This is a genomic window from Streptomyces sp. NPDC012888, assembly GCF_042900645.1.
GTDB lineage: Bacteria > Actinomycetota > Actinomycetes > Streptomycetales > Streptomycetaceae > Streptomyces.
In genome coordinates this window covers 110,736-128,398 of the sequence record NZ_JBIBBM010000016.1, presented here as the reverse complement: position 1 = coordinate 128,398, position 17,663 = coordinate 110,736, and the positions used below count along the sequence as shown (strand labels likewise).

The 17,663-nt window shown below is 74.0% G+C and carries 11 protein-coding genes; 8 read left to right on the top strand and 3 right to left on the bottom strand.

The window, feature by feature from the left end; genetic code table 11:
- Positions 1-231 precede the first annotated feature (231 nt).
- The 3 genes from ACFY61_RS25720 (at position 232) to ACFY61_RS25710 (ending at position 6,071) form a co-directional block, all read left to right on the top strand.
- Positions 232-444: a hypothetical protein gene (locus ACFY61_RS25720; protein ID WP_389475524.1), complete on the top strand. Its 213-nt coding sequence runs from the start codon at positions 232-234 to the stop codon at positions 442-444.
- A 205-nt stretch (positions 445-649) separates the two neighbouring features.
- On the top strand, positions 650-4,474 hold the full coding sequence (locus ACFY61_RS25715) for an AAA family ATPase (protein ID WP_389475522.1): 3,825 nt from the start codon (positions 650-652) through the stop codon (positions 4,472-4,474).
- A gap of 169 nt (positions 4,475-4,643) precedes the next feature.
- Entirely contained in the window at positions 4,644-6,071 is a 1,428-nt protein-coding gene (locus ACFY61_RS25710) for a sugar porter family MFS transporter (protein ID WP_389475520.1), read from the top strand.
- A gap of 57 nt (positions 6,072-6,128) precedes the next feature.
- Here ACFY61_RS25710 and ACFY61_RS25705 read toward each other — a convergent pair whose 3' ends face one another.
- Together ACFY61_RS25705 and ACFY61_RS25700 are read right to left on the bottom strand one after the other, a co-directional pair.
- Positions 6,129-7,118: an LLM class flavin-dependent oxidoreductase gene (locus tag ACFY61_RS25705; RefSeq protein ID WP_389475518.1), complete on the bottom strand. Its 990-nt coding sequence runs from the start codon at positions 7,116-7,118 to the stop codon at positions 6,129-6,131.
- 58 nt (positions 7,119-7,176) lie between these two features.
- On the bottom strand, positions 7,177-8,649 hold the full coding sequence (locus tag ACFY61_RS25700) for a cytosine permease (RefSeq protein ID WP_389475516.1): 1,473 nt from the start codon (positions 8,647-8,649) through the stop codon (positions 7,177-7,179).
- A gap of 177 nt (positions 8,650-8,826) precedes the next feature.
- On the opposite strand from ACFY61_RS25700, the gene ftsY reads away from it, so the two are divergent.
- The gene (gene ftsY / locus ACFY61_RS25695; protein WP_389475514.1) at positions 8,827-10,053 is read left to right on the top strand and encodes a signal recognition particle-docking protein FtsY; all 1,227 of its coding nucleotides are present in this window, start codon (positions 8,827-8,829) and stop codon (positions 10,051-10,053) included.
- 83 nt (positions 10,054-10,136) lie between these two features.
- On the opposite strand, the gene ACFY61_RS25690 is transcribed toward ftsY, so the two are convergent.
- Positions 10,137-10,805, bottom strand: coding sequence for a bifunctional DNA primase/polymerase (locus ACFY61_RS25690; protein ID WP_389475512.1), 669 nt, complete (start codon positions 10,803-10,805; stop codon positions 10,137-10,139).
- A gap of 340 nt (positions 10,806-11,145) precedes the next feature.
- Between ACFY61_RS25690 and ACFY61_RS25685 the strand changes: the two genes are divergently transcribed.
- From ACFY61_RS25685 to ACFY61_RS25670, 4 genes are all read left to right on the top strand, one after another.
- On the top strand, positions 11,146-12,645 hold the full coding sequence (locus tag ACFY61_RS25685) for a hypothetical protein (protein WP_389475510.1): 1,500 nt from the start codon (positions 11,146-11,148) through the stop codon (positions 12,643-12,645).
- 310 nt (positions 12,646-12,955) lie between these two features.
- Positions 12,956-14,302: an ammonium transporter gene (locus ACFY61_RS25680; RefSeq protein ID WP_389475508.1), complete on the top strand. Its 1,347-nt coding sequence runs from the start codon at positions 12,956-12,958 to the stop codon at positions 14,300-14,302.
- Positions 14,299-14,637, top strand: coding sequence for a P-II family nitrogen regulator (locus tag ACFY61_RS25675; protein WP_389475506.1), 339 nt, complete (start codon positions 14,299-14,301; stop codon positions 14,635-14,637). Before ACFY61_RS25680 ends, ACFY61_RS25675 begins: the two co-directional genes overlap by 4 nt.
- A 17-nt stretch (positions 14,638-14,654) precedes the next feature.
- The gene (locus ACFY61_RS25670; RefSeq protein WP_389475504.1) at positions 14,655-17,087 is read left to right on the top strand and encodes a [protein-PII] uridylyltransferase; all 2,433 of its coding nucleotides are present in this window, start codon (positions 14,655-14,657) and stop codon (positions 17,085-17,087) included.
- Positions 17,088-17,663 lie beyond the last annotated feature (576 nt).

Here is a 17,663-nt window from a genome sequence, read left to right as displayed (position 1 = left end):
GGGTGATCGCCGAACCCCTCCACCGGCCCGGGATGCCCGCCGATACGGGGCGTGATCGTGTTGACCGTCAAACTTTTTGGTGAGACGCTGGAAGTCCCCGCGCACCTGAGCTGTTTGGCAGTGTCGAGAGTAGTAGCGCAGTGACTGACGGGCACTGCCGGGCACCGCGGGTGCGAACCCTCACGACCCACACCGCTTCGGTCGGTCACTCAGTGTGGAGGACCATCCATCATGGCAAAGGCGCTTCTCGGTTACGTCGGCGGTTCCGACCCGCGACTCCTCGCCGAGATGCGACGGCTTCAGCAGCGCGTCCAGGACCTCGAGTCCGAGCTCGTACGGATTCAGTCCGAGAACGACGCGCTGACGGCCGCCGCTCAGCACGGAGACTCGCTGCTGGACAGCATCGACATCGACGTACCCAAGGCGGAGCCTGCGCTCACCTGATCCGCGCTCTCGTCGTTCGACTCCAGCCCCGAACACAGCACGATCTGCAAGGGACGCCTCGGCGTCCCTTCTTTCTTTTCCCGCTCCCGGCGCCCCGCACGGCGCCGCGCCGCGCCGCCCGCCCGTCCGAGTGATCTCCATTAACGTCGAATGTGCCCTGCACCTTCATGGGTGAAACCGAACGTGAAAGGTAGAGTCCGGCGGCGTGCACCTCAAGGCCCTGACCCTGCGCGGATTCAAATCCTTCGCCTCCGCCACCACCCTGCGCTTCGAGCCCGGCATCACCTGTGTCGTCGGCCCCAACGGCTCCGGCAAGTCCAACGTGGTGGACGCGCTCTCCTGGGTCATGGGTGAGCAGGGGGCGAAGTCGCTGCGCGGCGGCAAGATGGAGGACGTCATCTTCGCCGGCACCACCGGCCGCCCTCCGCTCGGCCGCGCCGAGGTGTCCCTGACCATCGACAACTCCGACGGCGCCCTGCCGATCGAGTACGCCGAGGTCACCATCACCCGCACGATGTTCCGCAACGGCGGCAGCGAGTACCAGATCAACGGGGACACCTGCCGGCTGCTGGACATCCAGGAACTCCTCTCCGACTCCGGCATCGGCCGGGAGATGCACGTCATCGTCGGCCAGGGCCAGCTCGACTCCGTCCTGCACGCCGACCCGATGGGCCGCCGCGCCTTCATCGAGGAGGCGGCCGGCGTCCTCAAACACCGCAAGCGCAAGGAGAAGGCCCTCCGCAAACTGGACGCCATGCAGGCCAACCTGGCCCGCGTCCAGGACCTCACCGAGGAACTGCGCCGGCAGCTCAAACCGCTCGGCAGGCAGGCCGCGGTGGCCCGCCGGGCCGCGGTCATCCAGGCCGACCTGCGCGACGCCCGGCTGCGGCTGCTCGCCGACGACCTCGTCACCCTGCGCTCCGCGCTGGCGGCGGAGGTCGCCGACGAGGCCGCCCTCAAGGAGCGCAAGGAGGCCGCGGAGGCCGAACTGGAGCTCGCGCTGCGCCGCGAGGCCGAACTGGAGTCCGCCGTACGGGAGCTCAGCCCGCGCGTCCAGCGGGCCCAGCAGACCTGGTACGAGCTGTCCCAGCTGGCCGAACGGGTCCGCGGCACCGAGTCGCTGGCCCAGGCCCGGGTCCGCAGCGCCACCGCCGCGCCGGGCGAGGACGAGCGGCGCGGCCGCGACCCGGAGGACCTGGAGCGGGAGGCCGCCCGTGTCCGGGAGCAGGAAGCGGAACTGACGGCCGCTCTGGAAGCGGCCAGCCGCGCCCTGGAGGACACCGTCGAGCACCGGGCCGAGCTGGAGCGGGCGCTGGCGGAGGAGGAGCGCCGGCTGCGGGACGCGGCCCGCGCCATCGCCGACCGCCGCGAGGGCCTGGCCCGGCTCACCGGCAGGCTGGGCGCGGCCCGCTCCCGGGCCGGCGCCGCCCAGGCGGAGATCGACCGGCTGGTGGCGGCCCGCGACGAGGCGGAGGCCCGGGCGGTCGCGGCGGCCGAGGAGTACGAGGCCCTGGCCGCGGAAGTGGAGCCGGACGGCCCGGAGGCGGCCCTGACCGAGGAGTACGAGGCGGCCCGCGCGGCCCTCGCGGAGGCCGAGGCGGCGGTGGCCACCGCCCGGGACGAGGTGACCGCCGCCGAGCGCAGCAGGGCCGCGGTGTCCGCCCGGCACGACGCGCTCGCGCCGGGGCTGCGCCGCAAGGACGGCACCGGCGCGCTTCTCGCGGCCCGGGACCGGCTCACCGGGCTGCTCGGCCCCGCCGCGGAGCGCCTCACCGTGACGCCCGGCTACGAGATCGCCGTGGCGGCCGCCCTCGGCGCGGCGGCGGACGCCCTGGCGGTGGCCACCCCGCAGGCGGCGGCCCTGGCCATCCGGCACCTGCGGGAGACCGACGGGGGCCGTGCCGCCTTCCTGATCGCCTCCGCTCCGGCCGCCGGGGCGCAGCTGCCGGGCCCCGCCCGGCCGCCCGGCACCGCGGCCGAGTCCCCGGCCGGCACCGCGGCCCAGCCCCCGGCCGACTTCGCGGCCCACGCCCCGGCCGACTCCGCCGCCGCAGCCGCCGCCGTCTCGGAGGGCGCCGCCCGGCTGCCCGCCCCGACAGCCGCGGCCACCGGCTCCCCCGCCTCGGTCCCGGGCCTGACCGTCGCGGCCGCCCCGGCCCCGGAGGGCGCCGCGCGGCTGACCGGCCAGGTCGCCGTCGCAGCCGCCGCACCGGCGCCGGCCCCGCCCACCCGTACCGCCACCGCGGAACTGGTCCAGGGCGACCCCGGCTTGCTGCGGACCCTCGCTGAGGTGCTCCGCGACTGCGTGGTCGTCGCCGGCCTCGACGAGGCGGAGGCCCTGGTCCGGGACCATCCCGGGCTCACCGCCGTCACCGCCGACGGCGACGTCCTCGGGGCGCACCTCGCGCACGGCGGCTCCGCCGGGGCGCCGAGCCTCATCGAGGTGCAGGCCGAGGTGGACGCGGCCGCCCGCGAGCTGGCCGGGCTCGACGTACGGTGCGGCGAACTGGCCGGCGTGCTGCGCCAGGCGCAGGAACGGCGCGCCGCGTGCGCCGAGCGCGTGGAGGAGCTGGCCGAGCGCCGCCGGGCCGTGGAGGGAGCCCGGGCGCAGGCGGCCCAGCAGCTCGGCCGGCTGGCCGGTCAGGCCAAGGGCGCGGCCGGTGAGGCGGAGCGCGGCGCCGCCGCCGCGGCGAAGGCGCGGGAGGCCCTGGAGGCGGCGCTGCTGGAGGTCGAGGAGTGCGCGGAGCGGCTCGCCGCGGCGGAGGAGACGCCGGTACCGGACGAGCCCGACACGGCCGCCCGGGACCGGCTGGCCGCCGACGGCGCCAACGCCCGGCAGACCGAGATGGAGGCCCGGCTCCAGCTGCGCACCCACGAGGAACGCGTCAAGGGGCTGGCCGGCCGGGCCGACGCGCTGGACCGGGCCGCCCGCGCAGAACGGGAGGCCCGTGCGCGGGCCGAGCGGCGCCGGGCCCGGCTGCGGCACGAGGCCGAGGTGGCCGCCGCCGTGGCGGACGGCGCCCGCCAGCTGCTCGCGCACATCGAGGTCTCGCTGCGCCGCGCCGAGCAGGAGAAGACGGACGCCGAACACGCGCGGGAGCTGCGGGAGCGCGAGCTCGCCGCCGCCCGCGACCGGGGCCGCGAGCTCAAGGGCGAGCTCGACAAGCTGACCGACTCCGTGCACCGGGGCGAGGTGCTGGGCGCCGAGAAGCGGCTGCGCGTCGAGCAGCTGGAGACCCGGGCGCTGGAGGAGCTCGGCGTGGAGCCGGCCGCACTGGTCGCGGAGTACGGGCCCGACCAGCCGGTGCCGCCCGCACCGCCGGCCGAGGGGGAGGTGCTGCCGGAGGACCCGGGGCACCCGCGCAACCGGCCGGAGGCCTTCGTACGGGACCGGCAGGAGAAGCGGCTCAGGGCCGCCGAGCGGGCGTACCAGCAGCTGGGGAAGGTCAACCCGCTGGCGCTGGAGGAGTTCGCGGCGCTGGAGGACCGGCACAAGTTCCTGAGCGAGCAGCTCGACGACCTGCGGAAGACCAGGGCCGACCTCCTTCAGGTCGTGAAGGAGGTGGACCAGCGGGTGGAGCAGGTGTTCACCGAGGCGTACCGGGACACGGCCCGGGAGTTCGAGGGGGTCTTCTCCAGGCTGTTCCCCGGCGGCGAGGGCCGGCTGGTGCTGACCGATCCCGGTGACATGCTGGCCACCGGGGTGGACGTGGAGGCCCGCCCGCCCGGCAAGAAGGTCAAGCGGCTGTCGCTGCTGTCCGGTGGCGAGCGCTCGCTGACGGCCGTCGCCCTCCTGGTGTCCATCTTCAAGGCGCGGCCCAGCCCCTTCTACGTGATGGACGAGGTCGAGGCGGCCCTCGACGACACCAACCTCCAGCGGCTGATCCGGATCATGGAGGAGCTCCAGGAGAGCTCCCAGCTGATCGTGATCACCCACCAGAAGCGGACCATGGAGGTCGCCGACGCGCTCTACGGCGTGTCCATGCAGGGCGACGGGGTGTCGAAGGTCATCAGCCAGCGCCTTCGCTGAAGCTCTCTTCAAGACTTGAATGATGTCAACGTCAGGGGAACTTGGCTCGCGGTCTTGACTTCAGAAAATGAACACATAAGCTCGCTGCGCTGCCTCCCGGCTCCGAGTGGTGCCCGATCTTGAACTGTGCGCCACTAGGAGAACGGACAAGAACCCCACGGAGCACACCTTGACCAGCACAGCGAAGGCGCCGGCGCCCGGCGGCGGGGGTCCCCACCCCGACCACCTCGGCCACGTCATCTTCATCACCGCGGCCGCCGCCATGGGCGGATTCCTCTTCGGCTACGACAGCTCCGTCATCAACGGCGCCGTCGAAGCCATCCGGGAGCGCTTCGACGTCGGCTCGGAAGCCCTCGCCCAGGTGATCGCCGCGGCCCTGATCGGCTGCGCCATCGGCGCCGCCACCGCCGGCCGGATCGCCGACCGCATCGGCCGCATCCGCTGCATGCAGATCGCCTCGCTGCTCTTCACCGCCAGCGCGCTCGGCTCCGCCCTCCCGTTCGCCCTGTGGGACCTCGCCGCGTGGCGGGTCGTCGGCGGCTTCGCCATCGGCATGGCGTCCGTCATCGGCCCCGCCTACATCGCCGAGGTCTCACCGGCCGCCTACCGCGGTCGGCTCGCCTCCTTCCAGCAGGCGGCCATCGTGATCGGCATCGCCGTCTCCCAGCTCGTCAACTGGGGCATCCTCAACCTCGCGGACGGCGACCAGCGCGGCGAGGTCGGCGGCCTGGAGGCCTGGCAGTGGATGCTGGGCGTCATGGTCATCCCGGCCGCCCTCTACGGCCTGCTCTCCTTCGTGATCCCCGAGTCGCCGCGCTTCCTGGTCTCGGCGGGCCGCACCGAACAGGCCAAGAAGGTGCTGGCCGAGGTCGAGGGCTCCAAGGTCGACCTGGACGCCCGCGTCCACGAGATCGAGCTCGCCATGCGCTCCGAGCACAAGTCCACCTTCAGGGACCTGCTCGGCGGCCGCTTCGGCCTGCTGCCCATCGTCTGGGTCGGCATCGGCCTGTCCGTCTTCCAGCAGCTCGTCGGCATCAACGTGATCTTCTACTACAGCTCCTCGCTGTGGCAGTCCGTGGGCATCGACCCGACCAGCTCGTTCTTCTACTCCTTCACCACGTCGATCATCAACATCATCGGCACGGTGATCGCGATGATCTTCGTGGACCGGATCGGCCGCAAGCCGCTCGCGCTGATCGGCTCGGTCGGCATGGCGTTCTCCCTCGGCCTCGCCGCCTGGGCCTTCTCGTACAAGACCGGAACCGGCGACGACATCTCCATGCCCGACCTCCAGGGCACCGTCGCCCTGCTCGCCGCCCACGCCTTCGTGCTCTTCTTCGCCCTCTCCTGGGGCGTGGTCGTCTGGGTGCTGCTGGGCGAGATGTTCCCCAACCGGATCAGGGCCGCCGCCCTGGGCGTGGCCGCCTCGGCCCAGTGGATCGCCAACTGGGTGATCACCGTGACCTTCCCGTCGCTCTCCGACTGGAACCTGTCCGGCGCCTACGTGATCTACACGATCTTCGCCGTGCTCTCGATCCCCTTCATCCTCAGGTGGGTGCCGGAGACCAAGGGCAAGGCGTTGGAGGAGATGGGGTAACCACTCCCCGCCCATACGCCCCACTCCTCTGCACGAGGGCGCTGCCCCGGCGCGGACCTAGCCGTCCGCGAGCCGGGGCAGCACCTGTTCGCACAGCAGGTGCAGGCTCCGCCAGCCCTCGTCCACCGGCATCCCGCCGCACAGCGGGTGCAGCACCAGGTTCCCCGCCTCGCCGGCCTCCTGCGCGAAGGCCACCGCCTCCTCGGGCGCCAGGATCCGGTAGACCCCCTCCGCGCGCAGTTCCCCGACCGTCCGCGCGGTGGAACGCACCGCCGAGCGGATGTCCTTGGACTGCCAGGAGGCGTACGTGGCCGCCTCGTGCAGGAAGTGCTCCCCGTACTCGGCCCAGGCCCGGTCCGGGTCCTCCGCCACGTGCAGCAGCGGGGTCCGCGCCGCCGGCATCATGCAGAAGCCCTCCGTGCCGTACTCCGCCAGCCGCTCCTGGTAGTACGCCTCCAGCTCCGGCAGGTGCGCGCTGGGGAAGAACGGCAGGCCCAGCCGCGCCGCCCGCCGGGCCGCCGCCTTCGAGCTGCCGCCGACCAGCAGCAGCGGGTGCGGCCGGGTGAACGGGCGCGGGGTGACCCGGACCGTACGGCCGCGGAACTCGAACGGTTCCCCGGTCCACGCCTTCAGCAGGGTCTCCAGCAGCTCGTCCTGGAGCCGGCCCCGCCGGCCCCACTCCACCCCGTGCTGCTCGTACTCCTCCGGCCGGTAGCCGATCCCGGCCACCGTCACCAGCCGCCCGGCGCCGATCAGGTCCAGTACCGCGACGTCCTCGGCCACCTTCAGCGGGTCGTGCAGCGGCCCGATGATCGCGGAGACGGTGACCGCGATGCGGCGGGTCGCGCCGAGGACCGCCCCCGCGAAGGCGAAGGGGGAGGGCAGCCAGTTGTTGTCCGTGCCGTGGTGCTCCTCCGTCTGCACCGTGTCGACCCCGCGGTCGTCCGCGTACCGCGCCATCTCCAGGGCCGCCCGGTAGCGGGCCGACAGGGTCTCGGGGGTGCCGTTCGGGTCGACGAGATTGAACCGGGCCACGGTGATGGGCATGGGAAGGTCCCCCTCCGCCGGGTGTGGGTGGCGGAAGGGGACGTTAGCTGACGTGGCGTCAGTTGGACAGGGCCCCGGCGGGCTCCCGCTCCGCCCGCTCCCCGGCCCCGCCGGCCGGCGCGTCCCCGCCCGCCGCCGCCCGCGGCAGTACGGCGTACAGCGCGCCGGAGGTGAGGATCCCGGCCGCCCAGCCCAGGCCGTTCTCGCCGATCCAGGTGCCGGCCAGCGGCCCCGCGAACCAGTCGACCTTCGTGAACAGCAGCCCCACCGCCAGCGCGGCGGCCCAGGCGGCCATGGCCTGCCAGGCGAACCCGCCCCGGTACCAGTACGCGCCGGCCGGGGTGGTGTCCATCAGCGCCGCGCCGTCGTACGAGCGGCGGCGCAGCATGTCCACGCCGAACACGCCGATCCAGGCGGAGAACGCCACCGCCAGCAGGGTCAGGAAGGAGATGAAGGAACCGAAGAAGCTGGTGGCCACCACCATCAGCAGGAACCCGAAGACCAGGCTGATCAGCGCGTTCACACTCACCGCCCAGGTCCGCGGCACCCGGATCCCCAGCGTCTGCGCGGTGAACCCGGCCGAGTACATGGACATCGAGTTGATCAGCAGCATGCCCACCAGGGCGATCAGCAGGTACGGGACCGCGATCCACGTCGGCAGCAGCTCGCCGATGAAGGACACCGGGTCCTGCGCCGAGGCCAGGTCCGGGGTGCCCACCGCCATCACCGCGCCCATCAGGACCATCGGGACGACCACGACGGCCGCACCGCCGACGGTGGCGCCGACCACGCCCCGGGAGGAGGCGGTGCGCGGCAGGTAGCGGGTGAAGTCCGGGCCGGACGGGACCCAGCTGATGCCGCCCGCCGCGATGGTCCCGATGCCCGCGATCATCATCGCCGTGGAGCCGGCCGGCTTGCCGAACACGGCGCCCCAGTCGGTGTCGACGACCAGGAAGCCCAGGACCAGCACGCTGAACCCGCCGAACAGCCAGGTCGACCACCTCGAGCACACCCGCAGCGCGTTGATGCCCAGCCCGGACACCAGGAAGGTGCAGCCCACGAACAGCAGCAGGGTGACCACGATCAGCGCGGTGCCGCTCTTCACGCCGAACAGCAGGTCCAGGACGGTCAGCAGGGCGTAGGCGCCGCTGACCGCGTTGATGGTCTCCCAGCCCCAGCGCGCGACCCAGATCAGCGACCCGGGGAAGAGGTTGCCGCGCTGCCCGAAGACGGCCCGTGACAGCGCCATGCCCGGCGCGCCGCCGCGCTTGCCCGCGATCGAGATCAGCCCCACGAGCCCGTACGACAGGACCGGCGCGGCGACCGCGACCACCAGCACCTGCCAGAAGTTCAGCCCGTTGAAGATGACCAGGCCGGCCCCCATGGTCAGCAGCAGCACGCTGATGTTGGCGGCCACCCAGGTCGGGACGAGCTCGCGGACGCGGCCGGAGCGTTCCCCGTCGGGGACGGGCTCCAGGCCGCGGGTTTCTATCGCGCCGTCGGCGGCACCGGTGGACGACTCGGCAGGCATGCGTGCTCCGATGGGGGGATCCGGGAGGAGTGACCCATCATCATGGATTTGCCGGGATGAACACAAACAGACGCTTACGACCCTGTGAAATCCCACATGTCCGGATCGCCGGTCCACGGCGGGGCCCGGCCGGGGAAACGGAGGGGCGCCGCCGCGTTCGCGCATACTGAATCCGTTATGGACATCCTCATCCTTGCCGTAGTCATCGCCCTGGTCGCGGTCGGCGCGATCAGCGGGCTCGTGATCGGCAGCCGCAAGAAGAAGCAGCTGCCCCCGTCCGCCCCGACGAGCACGCCGACCATCACTGCCCCGCCCGCCGAACCGCAGGTGGGGGAGGACGCCGCCCCGACGGTGGAAGAGCCCCGCCGGACCGTCGAGGAGGTCGTGCTCCCCGAGGCGGAGGCCGCGGCTCCCGAGGCCCCGGCCGAGGCCGTGCCCGAGGTCGTGGAGGAGCCCGCCGCTCCCGCGATCGAGGTGCCCGAGCCCACCGCCGGCCGCCTGGTCCGCCTCCGCGCCCGGCTCGCCCGGTCGCAGAACTCCCTCGGGAAGGGCCTCCTCACGCTCCTGTCCCGCGAGCACCTCGACGAGGACACCTGGGAGGAGATCGAGGAGATCCTGCTCACCGCCGACGTCGGCGTGGTCCCCACCCAGGAGCTGGTCGACCGGCTCCGCGAGCGGGTCAGGGTGCTCGGCACCCGCACCCCGGAGGAGCTGCGCGGCCTGCTGCGCGAGGAGCTCATCGCCCTCATCGGTCCCGACATGGACCGCGAGGTGAAGACCGAGAGCGGCACGGACACCCCGGGCGTGGTCATGGTCGTCGGCGTCAACGGCACCGGCAAGACCACCACCACGGGCAAGCTGGCCCGCGTCCTGGTCGCCGACGGCCGCAGCGTGGTCCTCGGCGCGGCGGACACCTTCCGCGCCGCGGCCGCCGACCAGCTGCAGACCTGGGGCGAGCGGGTGGGCGCGCGCACCGTGCGCGGCCCCGAGGGCGGCGACCCCGCCTCCATCGCCTTCGACGCGGTCAAGGAGGGCATCGCCGAGGGCGCGGACGTCGTCCTGATCGACACCGCCGGCCGGCTGCACACCAAGACCGGCCTGATGGACGAGCTCGGCAAGGTCAAGCGCGTCGTGGAGAAGCACGGCCCGCTCGACGAGATCCTGCTGGTCCTGGACGCCACCACCGGCCAGAACGGCCTGATGCAGGCCCGCGTCTTCGCCGAGGTCGTGGACATCACCGGCATCGTGCTCACCAAGCTCGACGGCACCGCCAAGGGCGGCATCGTGGTGGCGGTCCAGCGCGAGCTGGGCGTCCCCGTCAAGCTGGTCGGCCTGGGCGAGGGCCCGGACGACCTCGCCCCCTTCGAGCCCGCGGCGTTCGTGGACGCGCTCATCGGCGACTGACCCGCCGTCCCGCCACGCAGTCCAGGGCCCCCGCCGCTCCCGTCAGGGAAGCGGCGGGGGCCCTCGCGTACCCGCCGGGCGCGCTACCGCTGGAAGCGGTGGCAGATGTAGGCCAGCGTGCCCAGCAGCAGCCGGGCCTGCGGCGGGCGCCCCGCGGTGTCCAGGGTCGGCGGGCGCAGCCAGGACACCGGGCCCAGGCCCGCGTGGTCCGAGGGCGGGGCGGTCACGTACGAGCCGGCGCCCCGCGCGCACAGGTCCAGGCCGGCGTCGTCCCAGCCCATCCGGTACAGCAGCTGCGGCAGCTCCTGGGCCGCGCCGGGGGCCACGAAGAACTGGGCCCGGCCGTCCGGGGTCGCGGTCACCGGACCGAGCGGCAGACCCATGCGCTCCAGCCGGACCAGCGCCCGGCGGCCCGCCTCCTCCGCCACCTCGATCACGTCGAAGGACCGCCCGGCGGGCAGCAGCACCGCCGCGCCGGGGAAGTCCGCCCAGGCCTCGGTCGCCTCGTCGAGCGTCGCGCCCGCCGCGAGCTCCGGCGCGAAGGCCAGCGGGTGCGCCCCCGGCGCACTGCACGCGCCGTCACCGCAGGAACAGCCCCGGCGGGGGCCCGCGGCCCGCGCTCCGGGCACCGCGTCCCAGCCCCACAGCCCGGTGTACTCCGCCACCGCGGTGCACTCCGACATCCGTCCGCGCCGCCGGGCGCCGGTCCGGAACTCCTTGGTCACCCGGCTGCCGCCGATCGTGAAGCCCATGCCCATGCCCCCTCCAACGGGTCCGCCCGGCCGGTGGTTACGCGGGCCGCTCCGCGTCTCGCACTGCCCTGCCATGCCAGCCGCGGCGGCCTGACGTCCAGTGAATCGCGCCCGGCGGGTGGCGAGTTCATTCGAAGGGGTGGCGAATGGTGGCGATTCCGCGATCGGCCTCGCCGGAGGGGTGATCGTAGGATTACTTTCGGTGCACGAACCCGCCGGACGGCCCCGATCGTGGGTATGCCGGAGGCAAACGGTGAAGGACCTGTGAAGGTCCGTGGCGGCCCGCGCGGGCCCCGTCAGGGTTTTCGTGTGTGGAGGCAGAGCGGATGGGGGCGTTCCAGTGAGCGGCAACGACGCAAGCGGAACGAACGCGACCGCAGAGCCGTCGGCCCGCAACGAGCAGCTCACGTCCTGGTTCGTGCGAAGCGGCTGGTCCAAGGGCGAACTCGCCCGCCAGGTGAACCGGCGCGCCCGTCAGATGGGCGCCCACCACATCAGCACCGACACGTCCCGGGTGCGCCGCTGGCTCGATGGTGAACAACCCCGCGAGCCCGTCCCGCGCATCCTCTCCGAGCTGTTCTCCGAACGCTTCGGCGCCGTGGTCGCGATCGAGGACCTCGGCCTGCGCACCGCCCACCAGACCCCCTCCGTCTCCGGGGTCGACCTGCCCTGGGCCGGCCCGCAGACCGTCGCCCTGCTCGGCGAGTTCTCCCGCAGCGACCTCATGCTCGCCCGCCGCGGCTTCCTCGGGACCTCGCTCGCCCTCTCCGCCGGCCCCGCCCTCATCGAGCCCATGCAGCGCTGGCTCGTCCCGGTCCCGGCCGCCGACCCCGGACCGCGCGAGCAAGGGCCGGCGGCCTTCGCCGGACACCGCCCGCCGCGGCTCTCCGGACCGGAGCTCGACCTCCTCGAATGCACCACCGTGATGTTCCGCAAGTGGGACGCGCAGTGCGGCGGCGGACTCCGCCGCAAGGCCGTGGTGGGCCAGCTCCACGAGGTCACCGACCTGCTCCAGGAGAACCACCCCGCGCCGGTCGCCAAGCGCCTGTTCAAGGTCGCCGCGGAACTCGCCGAGCTCGCCGGCTGGATGAGCTACGACATCGGCCTGCACCCCACCGCGCAGAAGTACTTCGTCCTCGCCCTGCACGCCGCGAAGGAGGCCGGGGACAAGCCGCTCGGCTCCTACATCCTGTCCAGCATGAGCCGGCAGATGATCCACCTGGGCCGCCCCGAGGACGCCCTCGAACTCATCCACCTCGCCCAGTACGGCAGCCGGGACTGCGCCGGCCCCCGCACCCAGGCCATGCTGTATGCGATGGAGGCCCGCGCCTACGCCAACATGGGCCAGCCCAGCCGCTGCAAGCGGGCCGTCCGGATGGCCGAGGACACCTTCGGGGACGTCGGCTTCGGCGGCGAGACCGAACCCGAACCCGACTGGATCCGGTTCTTCTCCGAGGCCGAGCTCAACGGCGAGAACGCCCACTCCTACCGCGACCTCGCCTACGTCGCCGGCCGCAGCCCCATGTACGCCTCCCTCGCCGAACCCGTCATGGAGCGGGCCGTCGAACTCTTCGCCAAGGACCAGGAGCACCAGCGCTCCTACGCCCTCAACCTGATCGGCATGGCCACCGTCCACCTGCTCCAGCGCGAACCCGAGCAGGCCACCGTCCTCGTCGACCAGGCCCTGGACGTGGCCGGAAAAGTGCGGTCCGAACGGGTGAACACCCGGCTCCGCAAGACCGTCGACACCGCCGCCCGCGAATACGGGCACCTCGCCGAGGTGGTCCGGCTCACCGACCACCTCGCCGCCCGCCTCCCCGAATCGGCGGAGGCCGTCTAGAGACCCCGGCCACGGCGCGGACCCCGTGAAGCCCGATCAGGCTCCCCCATCGCCAGATCATCCAGGGCCCCGCCGCGGCCGGCCCCCCGTGCGCCGCCCGCCGCCGCGCACCCGGCCGCACCCGTTCATGACCCCGTAACAAAGCCGACCTCCTCGTCACCGTCGCGAAACACCGGGCGGCACCGCCGGAAACCGGCCTGCGCGAATCTCATGGCCCATAACCGGCCAGTCCCGCAGTCCGGCCGGAACCGCCGCCGCTCAGGTCCACACGCTCGCCCGCACGCGACGCACCGACGACGAGGAGACGCCGATGGCTCCAGCCATCACGACCCTTGCCGCAGACACCCCGACGCTGTCTGCCGCGAACACCGGGTTCATGCTCATCTGCTCCGCCCTGGTCATGCTGATGACCCCGGGACTCGCCTTCTTCTACGGAGGCATGGTCCGCGTCAAGAGCAGCCTCAACATGCTGATGATGAGCTTCATCAGCCTCGGGATCGTCACGATCCTCTGGGTGCTCTACGGCTTCAGCCTCGCCTTCGGCACCGACCACGGCTCCCTCATCGGCTGGTCCTCCGACTACGTCGGCCTCAGCGGCATCGGCCTCACCCAGCTCTGGGACGGCTACACCATCCCGGTCTACGTCTTCGCCGTCTTCCAGCTGATGTTCGCCGTCATCACCCCCGCCCTGATCAGCGGCGCCCTCGCGGACCGCGTCAAGTTCACCGCCTGGGCCCTGTTCACCGTCCTGTGGGCCACCGTCGTCTACTTCCCCGTCGCCCACTGGGTCTGGGGCGCCGGCGGCTGGCTCTTCGAGATGGGCGTCATCGACTTCGCCGGCGGCACGGCCGTCCACATCAACGCCGGCGCCGCCGCCCTCGGCGTCATCCTCGTCATCGGCAAGCGCGTCGGCTTCAGGAAGGACCCGATGCGCCCCCACAGCCTCCCGCTGGTCATGCTCGGCGCCGGCCTGCTCTGGTTCGGCTGGTTCGGCTTCAACGCCGGCTCCTGGCTCGGCAACGACGACGGCATCGGCGCCGTCATGTTCGTCAACACCCAGGTCGCCACCGCCGCCGCCATGCTCGCCTGGCTCGGCTACGAGAAGCTCCGCCACGGCTCCTGCACCACCCTCGGCGCCGCCTCCGGCGCGGTCGCCGGCCTCGTCGCCATCACCCCCGCCGGCGGCTCCTGCTCCCCGCTCGGCGCCATCGCCATCGGCGCGATCGCCGGCCTGGTCTGCGCCATGGCCGTCGGCCTCAAGTACAAGTTCGGCTACGACGACTCCCTCGACGTGGTCGGCGTCCACCTCGTCGGCGGCATCCTCGGCTCCCTCCTCGTCGGCCTCTTCGCCACCGGCGGCGTCCAGTCCGAGGCCAAGGGCCTGTTCTACGGCGGCGGCCTGGAACAGCTCGGCAAGCAGGCCGTCGGGGTCTTCGCGGTCCTCGCCTACTCTCTCGTCGTGTCCGCGGTGCTCGCCTTCCTCCTCGACCGGACCATCGGGATGCGGGTCAGCGAGGACGACGAGGTCTCCGGCATCGACCAGGTCGAACACGCCGAGACCGCCTACGACTTCAGCGGCGCCGGCGGCGGCGCCTCCTCGCGGAGCACCGCCGTCCCCGTCCCCGCCGTCCAGCACTCGAAGAAGGTCGACGCATGAAGCTGATCACCGCGATCGTCAAGCCCCACAAGCTCGACGAGATCAAGGACGCCCTGCAGGCCTTCGGCGTCCAGGGGCTGACGGTCTCCGAGGCCAGCGGATACGGACGCCAGCGCGGCCACACCGAGGTCTACCGGGGCGCCGAGTACACCGTCGACCTCGTCCCCAAGATCCGCATCGAGGTGCTCGTCGAGGACGACGCGGCCGAGGACGTCATGGGCGTCGTCGTGGCCGCCGCCCAGACCGGCAAGATCGGCGACGGGAAGGTGTGGAGCGTGCCCGTCGACTCCGTGGTCCGGGTCCGCACCGGCGAACGCGGCGCGGACGCCCTCTAGACCCCGGGAGCCGTTGGGTGACGAGCACCGAGAACACGACGAAGGGCCCGGACGGGCCCGACCCCTCGGGACCCAGCGGATACGCCGCGGCCCGGCTGCGACTCCTCCACGAGGAGTCGCGGTCCGGGCCTTCCCGGCGTGCCGCCCTGGCCCGGCTGACCGACGACTGGCTGACCGGCCTCTTCACCGCCGCCGCCCGCGAGACCGGGGTCCGCGGCGCCGCCCTGGTCGCCGTCGGCGGCTACGGCCGCGCCGAACTCTCCCCGCGCAGCGACCTCGACCTGCTGCTGCTCCACGACGGCACGGCCCCGGCCGCCGCGCTCGCCGCGCTCGCGGACCGGATCTGGTACCCCGTCTGGGACCAGGGACTCGCCCTGGACCACTCCGTGCGCACCCCCGCCGAGGCCCGCCGGACCGCCGGGGAGGACCTCAAGGTCCACCTCGGCCTGCTGGACTCCCGCCCCGTCGCCGGGGACCTCGGCCTGCTCACCGGGCTGCGCACCGCCGTCCTCGCCGACTGGCGCAACCAGGCCCCCCGCAGGCTGCCCCAGCTGCACTCCCTGTGCCGCGAACGGGCCGAACGTTCCGGGGACCTCCGCTTCCTGCTCGAACCCGACCTCAAGGAGGCCAGGGGCGGGCTCCGCGACCTCACCGCGCTGCGGGCCGTCGCCGCGTCCTGGCTCGCCGACGCCCCCCGCGAGGGCCTCGCCGAGGCCCGGCGCCGGCTGCTCGACACCCGCGACGCACTGCACCTCGTCACCGGCCGGGCCGCCGACCGGCTCAGCCTCCAGGAGCAGGACCAGGTCGCCGCCCGGCTGGGCCTGCTCGACGCGGACGCCCTGCTCCGCGAGGTGTACGAGGCCGCCGGGGTGGTCGCGTACGCCGCCGACGTCACCTGGCGGGAGGTCGGCCGGGTGCTGCGGGCCCGCGCCGCCCGGCCCCGGCTGCGGGGACTGCTCGGCTCCCGGGGCGCCGCCGCCCCGGAACGGGCGCCGCTCGCCGACGGCGTGGTCGAGCAGGACGGCGAGGCGGGCCTGGCACTGGCCGCCCGGCCGGACCGCGACCCCGTCCTGCCGCTGCGGCTCGGCGCGGCCGCCGCCCAGGCCGGCCTGCCGGTCTCCCGGCACGCCGTACGGCGGCTCGCCGCGCAGGCCGCCCCGCTGCCGGTGCCGTGGCCCGCGGAGGCCCGTGAACAGCTGCTCACGCTGCTGGGCGCGGGCGAGCCGACCGTCCCCGTATGGGAGGCCCTGGAAGCGGAGGGGATCGTCTCCCGCCTCCTGCCCGACTGGGAGCGGGTCCGGTGCCGGCCGCAGCGCAACCCCGTGCACACCTGGACCGTGGACCGGCACCTGGTGGAGACCGCGGTCCGCGCCTCGTCCATGACCCGCCGGGTCGGCCGTCCGGACCTGCTGCTGATGGCCGCGCTGCTGCACGACATCGGCAAGGGCTGGCCGGGCGACCACTCGGTGGCCGGCGAGACCATCGCCCGCGACGTCGCCGTCCGGCTGGGGTTCGGCCCCGCCGACGCCGCGGTCCTCGCCACGCTGGTACGCCACCACCTGCTCCTGGTCGAGACGGCCACCCGGCGCGACCTGGACGACCCGGCGACGGTACGGGCGGTCGCCGGCGCCGTCGGCTCCCGCGGCACGCTGGAGCTGCTGCACGCCCTGACCGAGGCGGACGCCCTCGCCACCGGCCCGGCCGCGTGGTCGGCCTGGCGGGGCTCGCTCGTCGCCGACCTGGTACGGCGGGTGGCGGCCGTGCTGGACGGCGCCGCACCGGCGGCCGATCCGCCCGCGCCGGGCGCCGACGAGGAACGGCTCGCGGTGGAGGCCCTGCGGACCGGCGAGGCCGTCCTCACGCTGCACGCGCGGCAGGAGGAGGACGCGGTCGGGGTGGAGCTGGTGGTCGCCGTCCCCGACCAGGACGGCGTCCTCCCGGCCGTCGCCGGGGTCCTGGCGCTGCACCGCCTGACGGTCCGCGCGGCCGACCTGCGGCTGATGGAACTCCCCGGCCTGCCGGGAGAGGTGCTCGTGCTGAACTGGCGGGTGGCGGCGGAGTACGGCTCGCTGCCCGAGGCCGCGCGGCTGCGGGCGGACGTCGTCCGGGCGCTGGACGGCTCGCTGGACGTCCCGGGCCGGCTCGCGGCCCGCGAGGCGGCCTACCCGCGCCGGCGGGGGGTCGTGCCGCCGCCCCCGAGGGTCGCGGTCGTGCCCGACGTCTCCTCCCTCGCCACGGTCCTGGAGGTCCGCGCCCCGGACGCGCTGGGCCTGCTGCACCGGATCGGGCGGGCGCTGGGGGAGGCGGGGGCGCGGGTGCGGAGCGCGCGGGTGTCGACGCTGGGCGCGAACGCCGTGGACACGGTGTACGTGGTCGACCCGGACGGCAAACCCCTCGCTCCCGCGGCCGCCGCCGCGCTGGCCACGAAGCTCGAGTCCGCCCTGACCTGACCCCCGACCGGCCGCCGCCCGGCCCCGCCCCCGGGCCCGCTCGACCCCGCCCGGCGCCCGACCGGACCGGGCGGAAGCCCCCGGGCACCGGGCTGCGCGGCCGTCAAGCCCGAGCGGCGTTTGAGCGGGCCCGGCCGAGGCCCCGGGGCATGGGCCGGGCGGGCTTCGCCGTGCCCTGCGGGGCTCCGCCCCGCACCCCCGCGCCTCAATCGCCGGCGAGGCTGGATGTGCCGACCGGCGCCGGCCCGTTGCCCCGGGCCCGTTCCAGCCCGAGCGGCGTTTGAGCGGGCCGGGCGGAAGCCCCCGGGCACCGGGCTGCGCGGCCGTCAAGCCCGAGCGGCGTTTGAGCGGGCCCGGCCGAGGCCCCGGGGCATGGGCCGGGCGGGCTTCGCCGTGCCCCGCGGGGCTCCGCCCCGCACCCCCGCGCCTCAATCGCCGGCGAGGCTGGATGTGCCGACCGGCGCCGGCCCGTTGCCCCGGGCCCGTTCCAGCCCGAGCGGCGTTTGAGCGGGTCCGGCGGAAGCCCCGGAGTGCCGGGGGCCCCCGGGCGCCCACCAAGCCCGAGCGGCGCTCGAG

Excerpts from the sequence above, each read along its gene's own strand:
- ACFY61_RS25700 (WP_389475516.1), bottom strand. The coding sequence starts at position 8,649 with ATGCCTGCCGAGTCGTCCACCGGTGCCGCCGACGGCGCGATAGAAACC.
- ACFY61_RS25705 (WP_389475518.1), bottom strand. The coding sequence starts at position 7,118 with ATGCCCATCACCGTGGCCCGGTTCAATCTCGTCGACCCGAACGGCACC.
- ftsY (WP_389475514.1), top strand. The coding sequence starts at position 8,827 with ATGGACATCCTCATCCTTGCCGTAGTCATCGCCCTGGTCGCGGTCGGC.
- ACFY61_RS25690 (WP_389475512.1), bottom strand. The coding sequence starts at position 10,805 with ATGGGCTTCACGATCGGCGGCAGCCGGGTGACCAAGGAGTTCCGGACC.
- ACFY61_RS25720 (WP_389475524.1), top strand. The coding sequence starts at position 232 with ATGGCAAAGGCGCTTCTCGGTTACGTCGGCGGTTCCGACCCGCGACTC.
- ACFY61_RS25675 (WP_389475506.1), top strand. The coding sequence starts at position 14,299 with ATGAAGCTGATCACCGCGATCGTCAAGCCCCACAAGCTCGACGAGATC.
- ACFY61_RS25680 (WP_389475508.1), top strand. The coding sequence starts at position 12,956 with ATGGCTCCAGCCATCACGACCCTTGCCGCAGACACCCCGACGCTGTCT.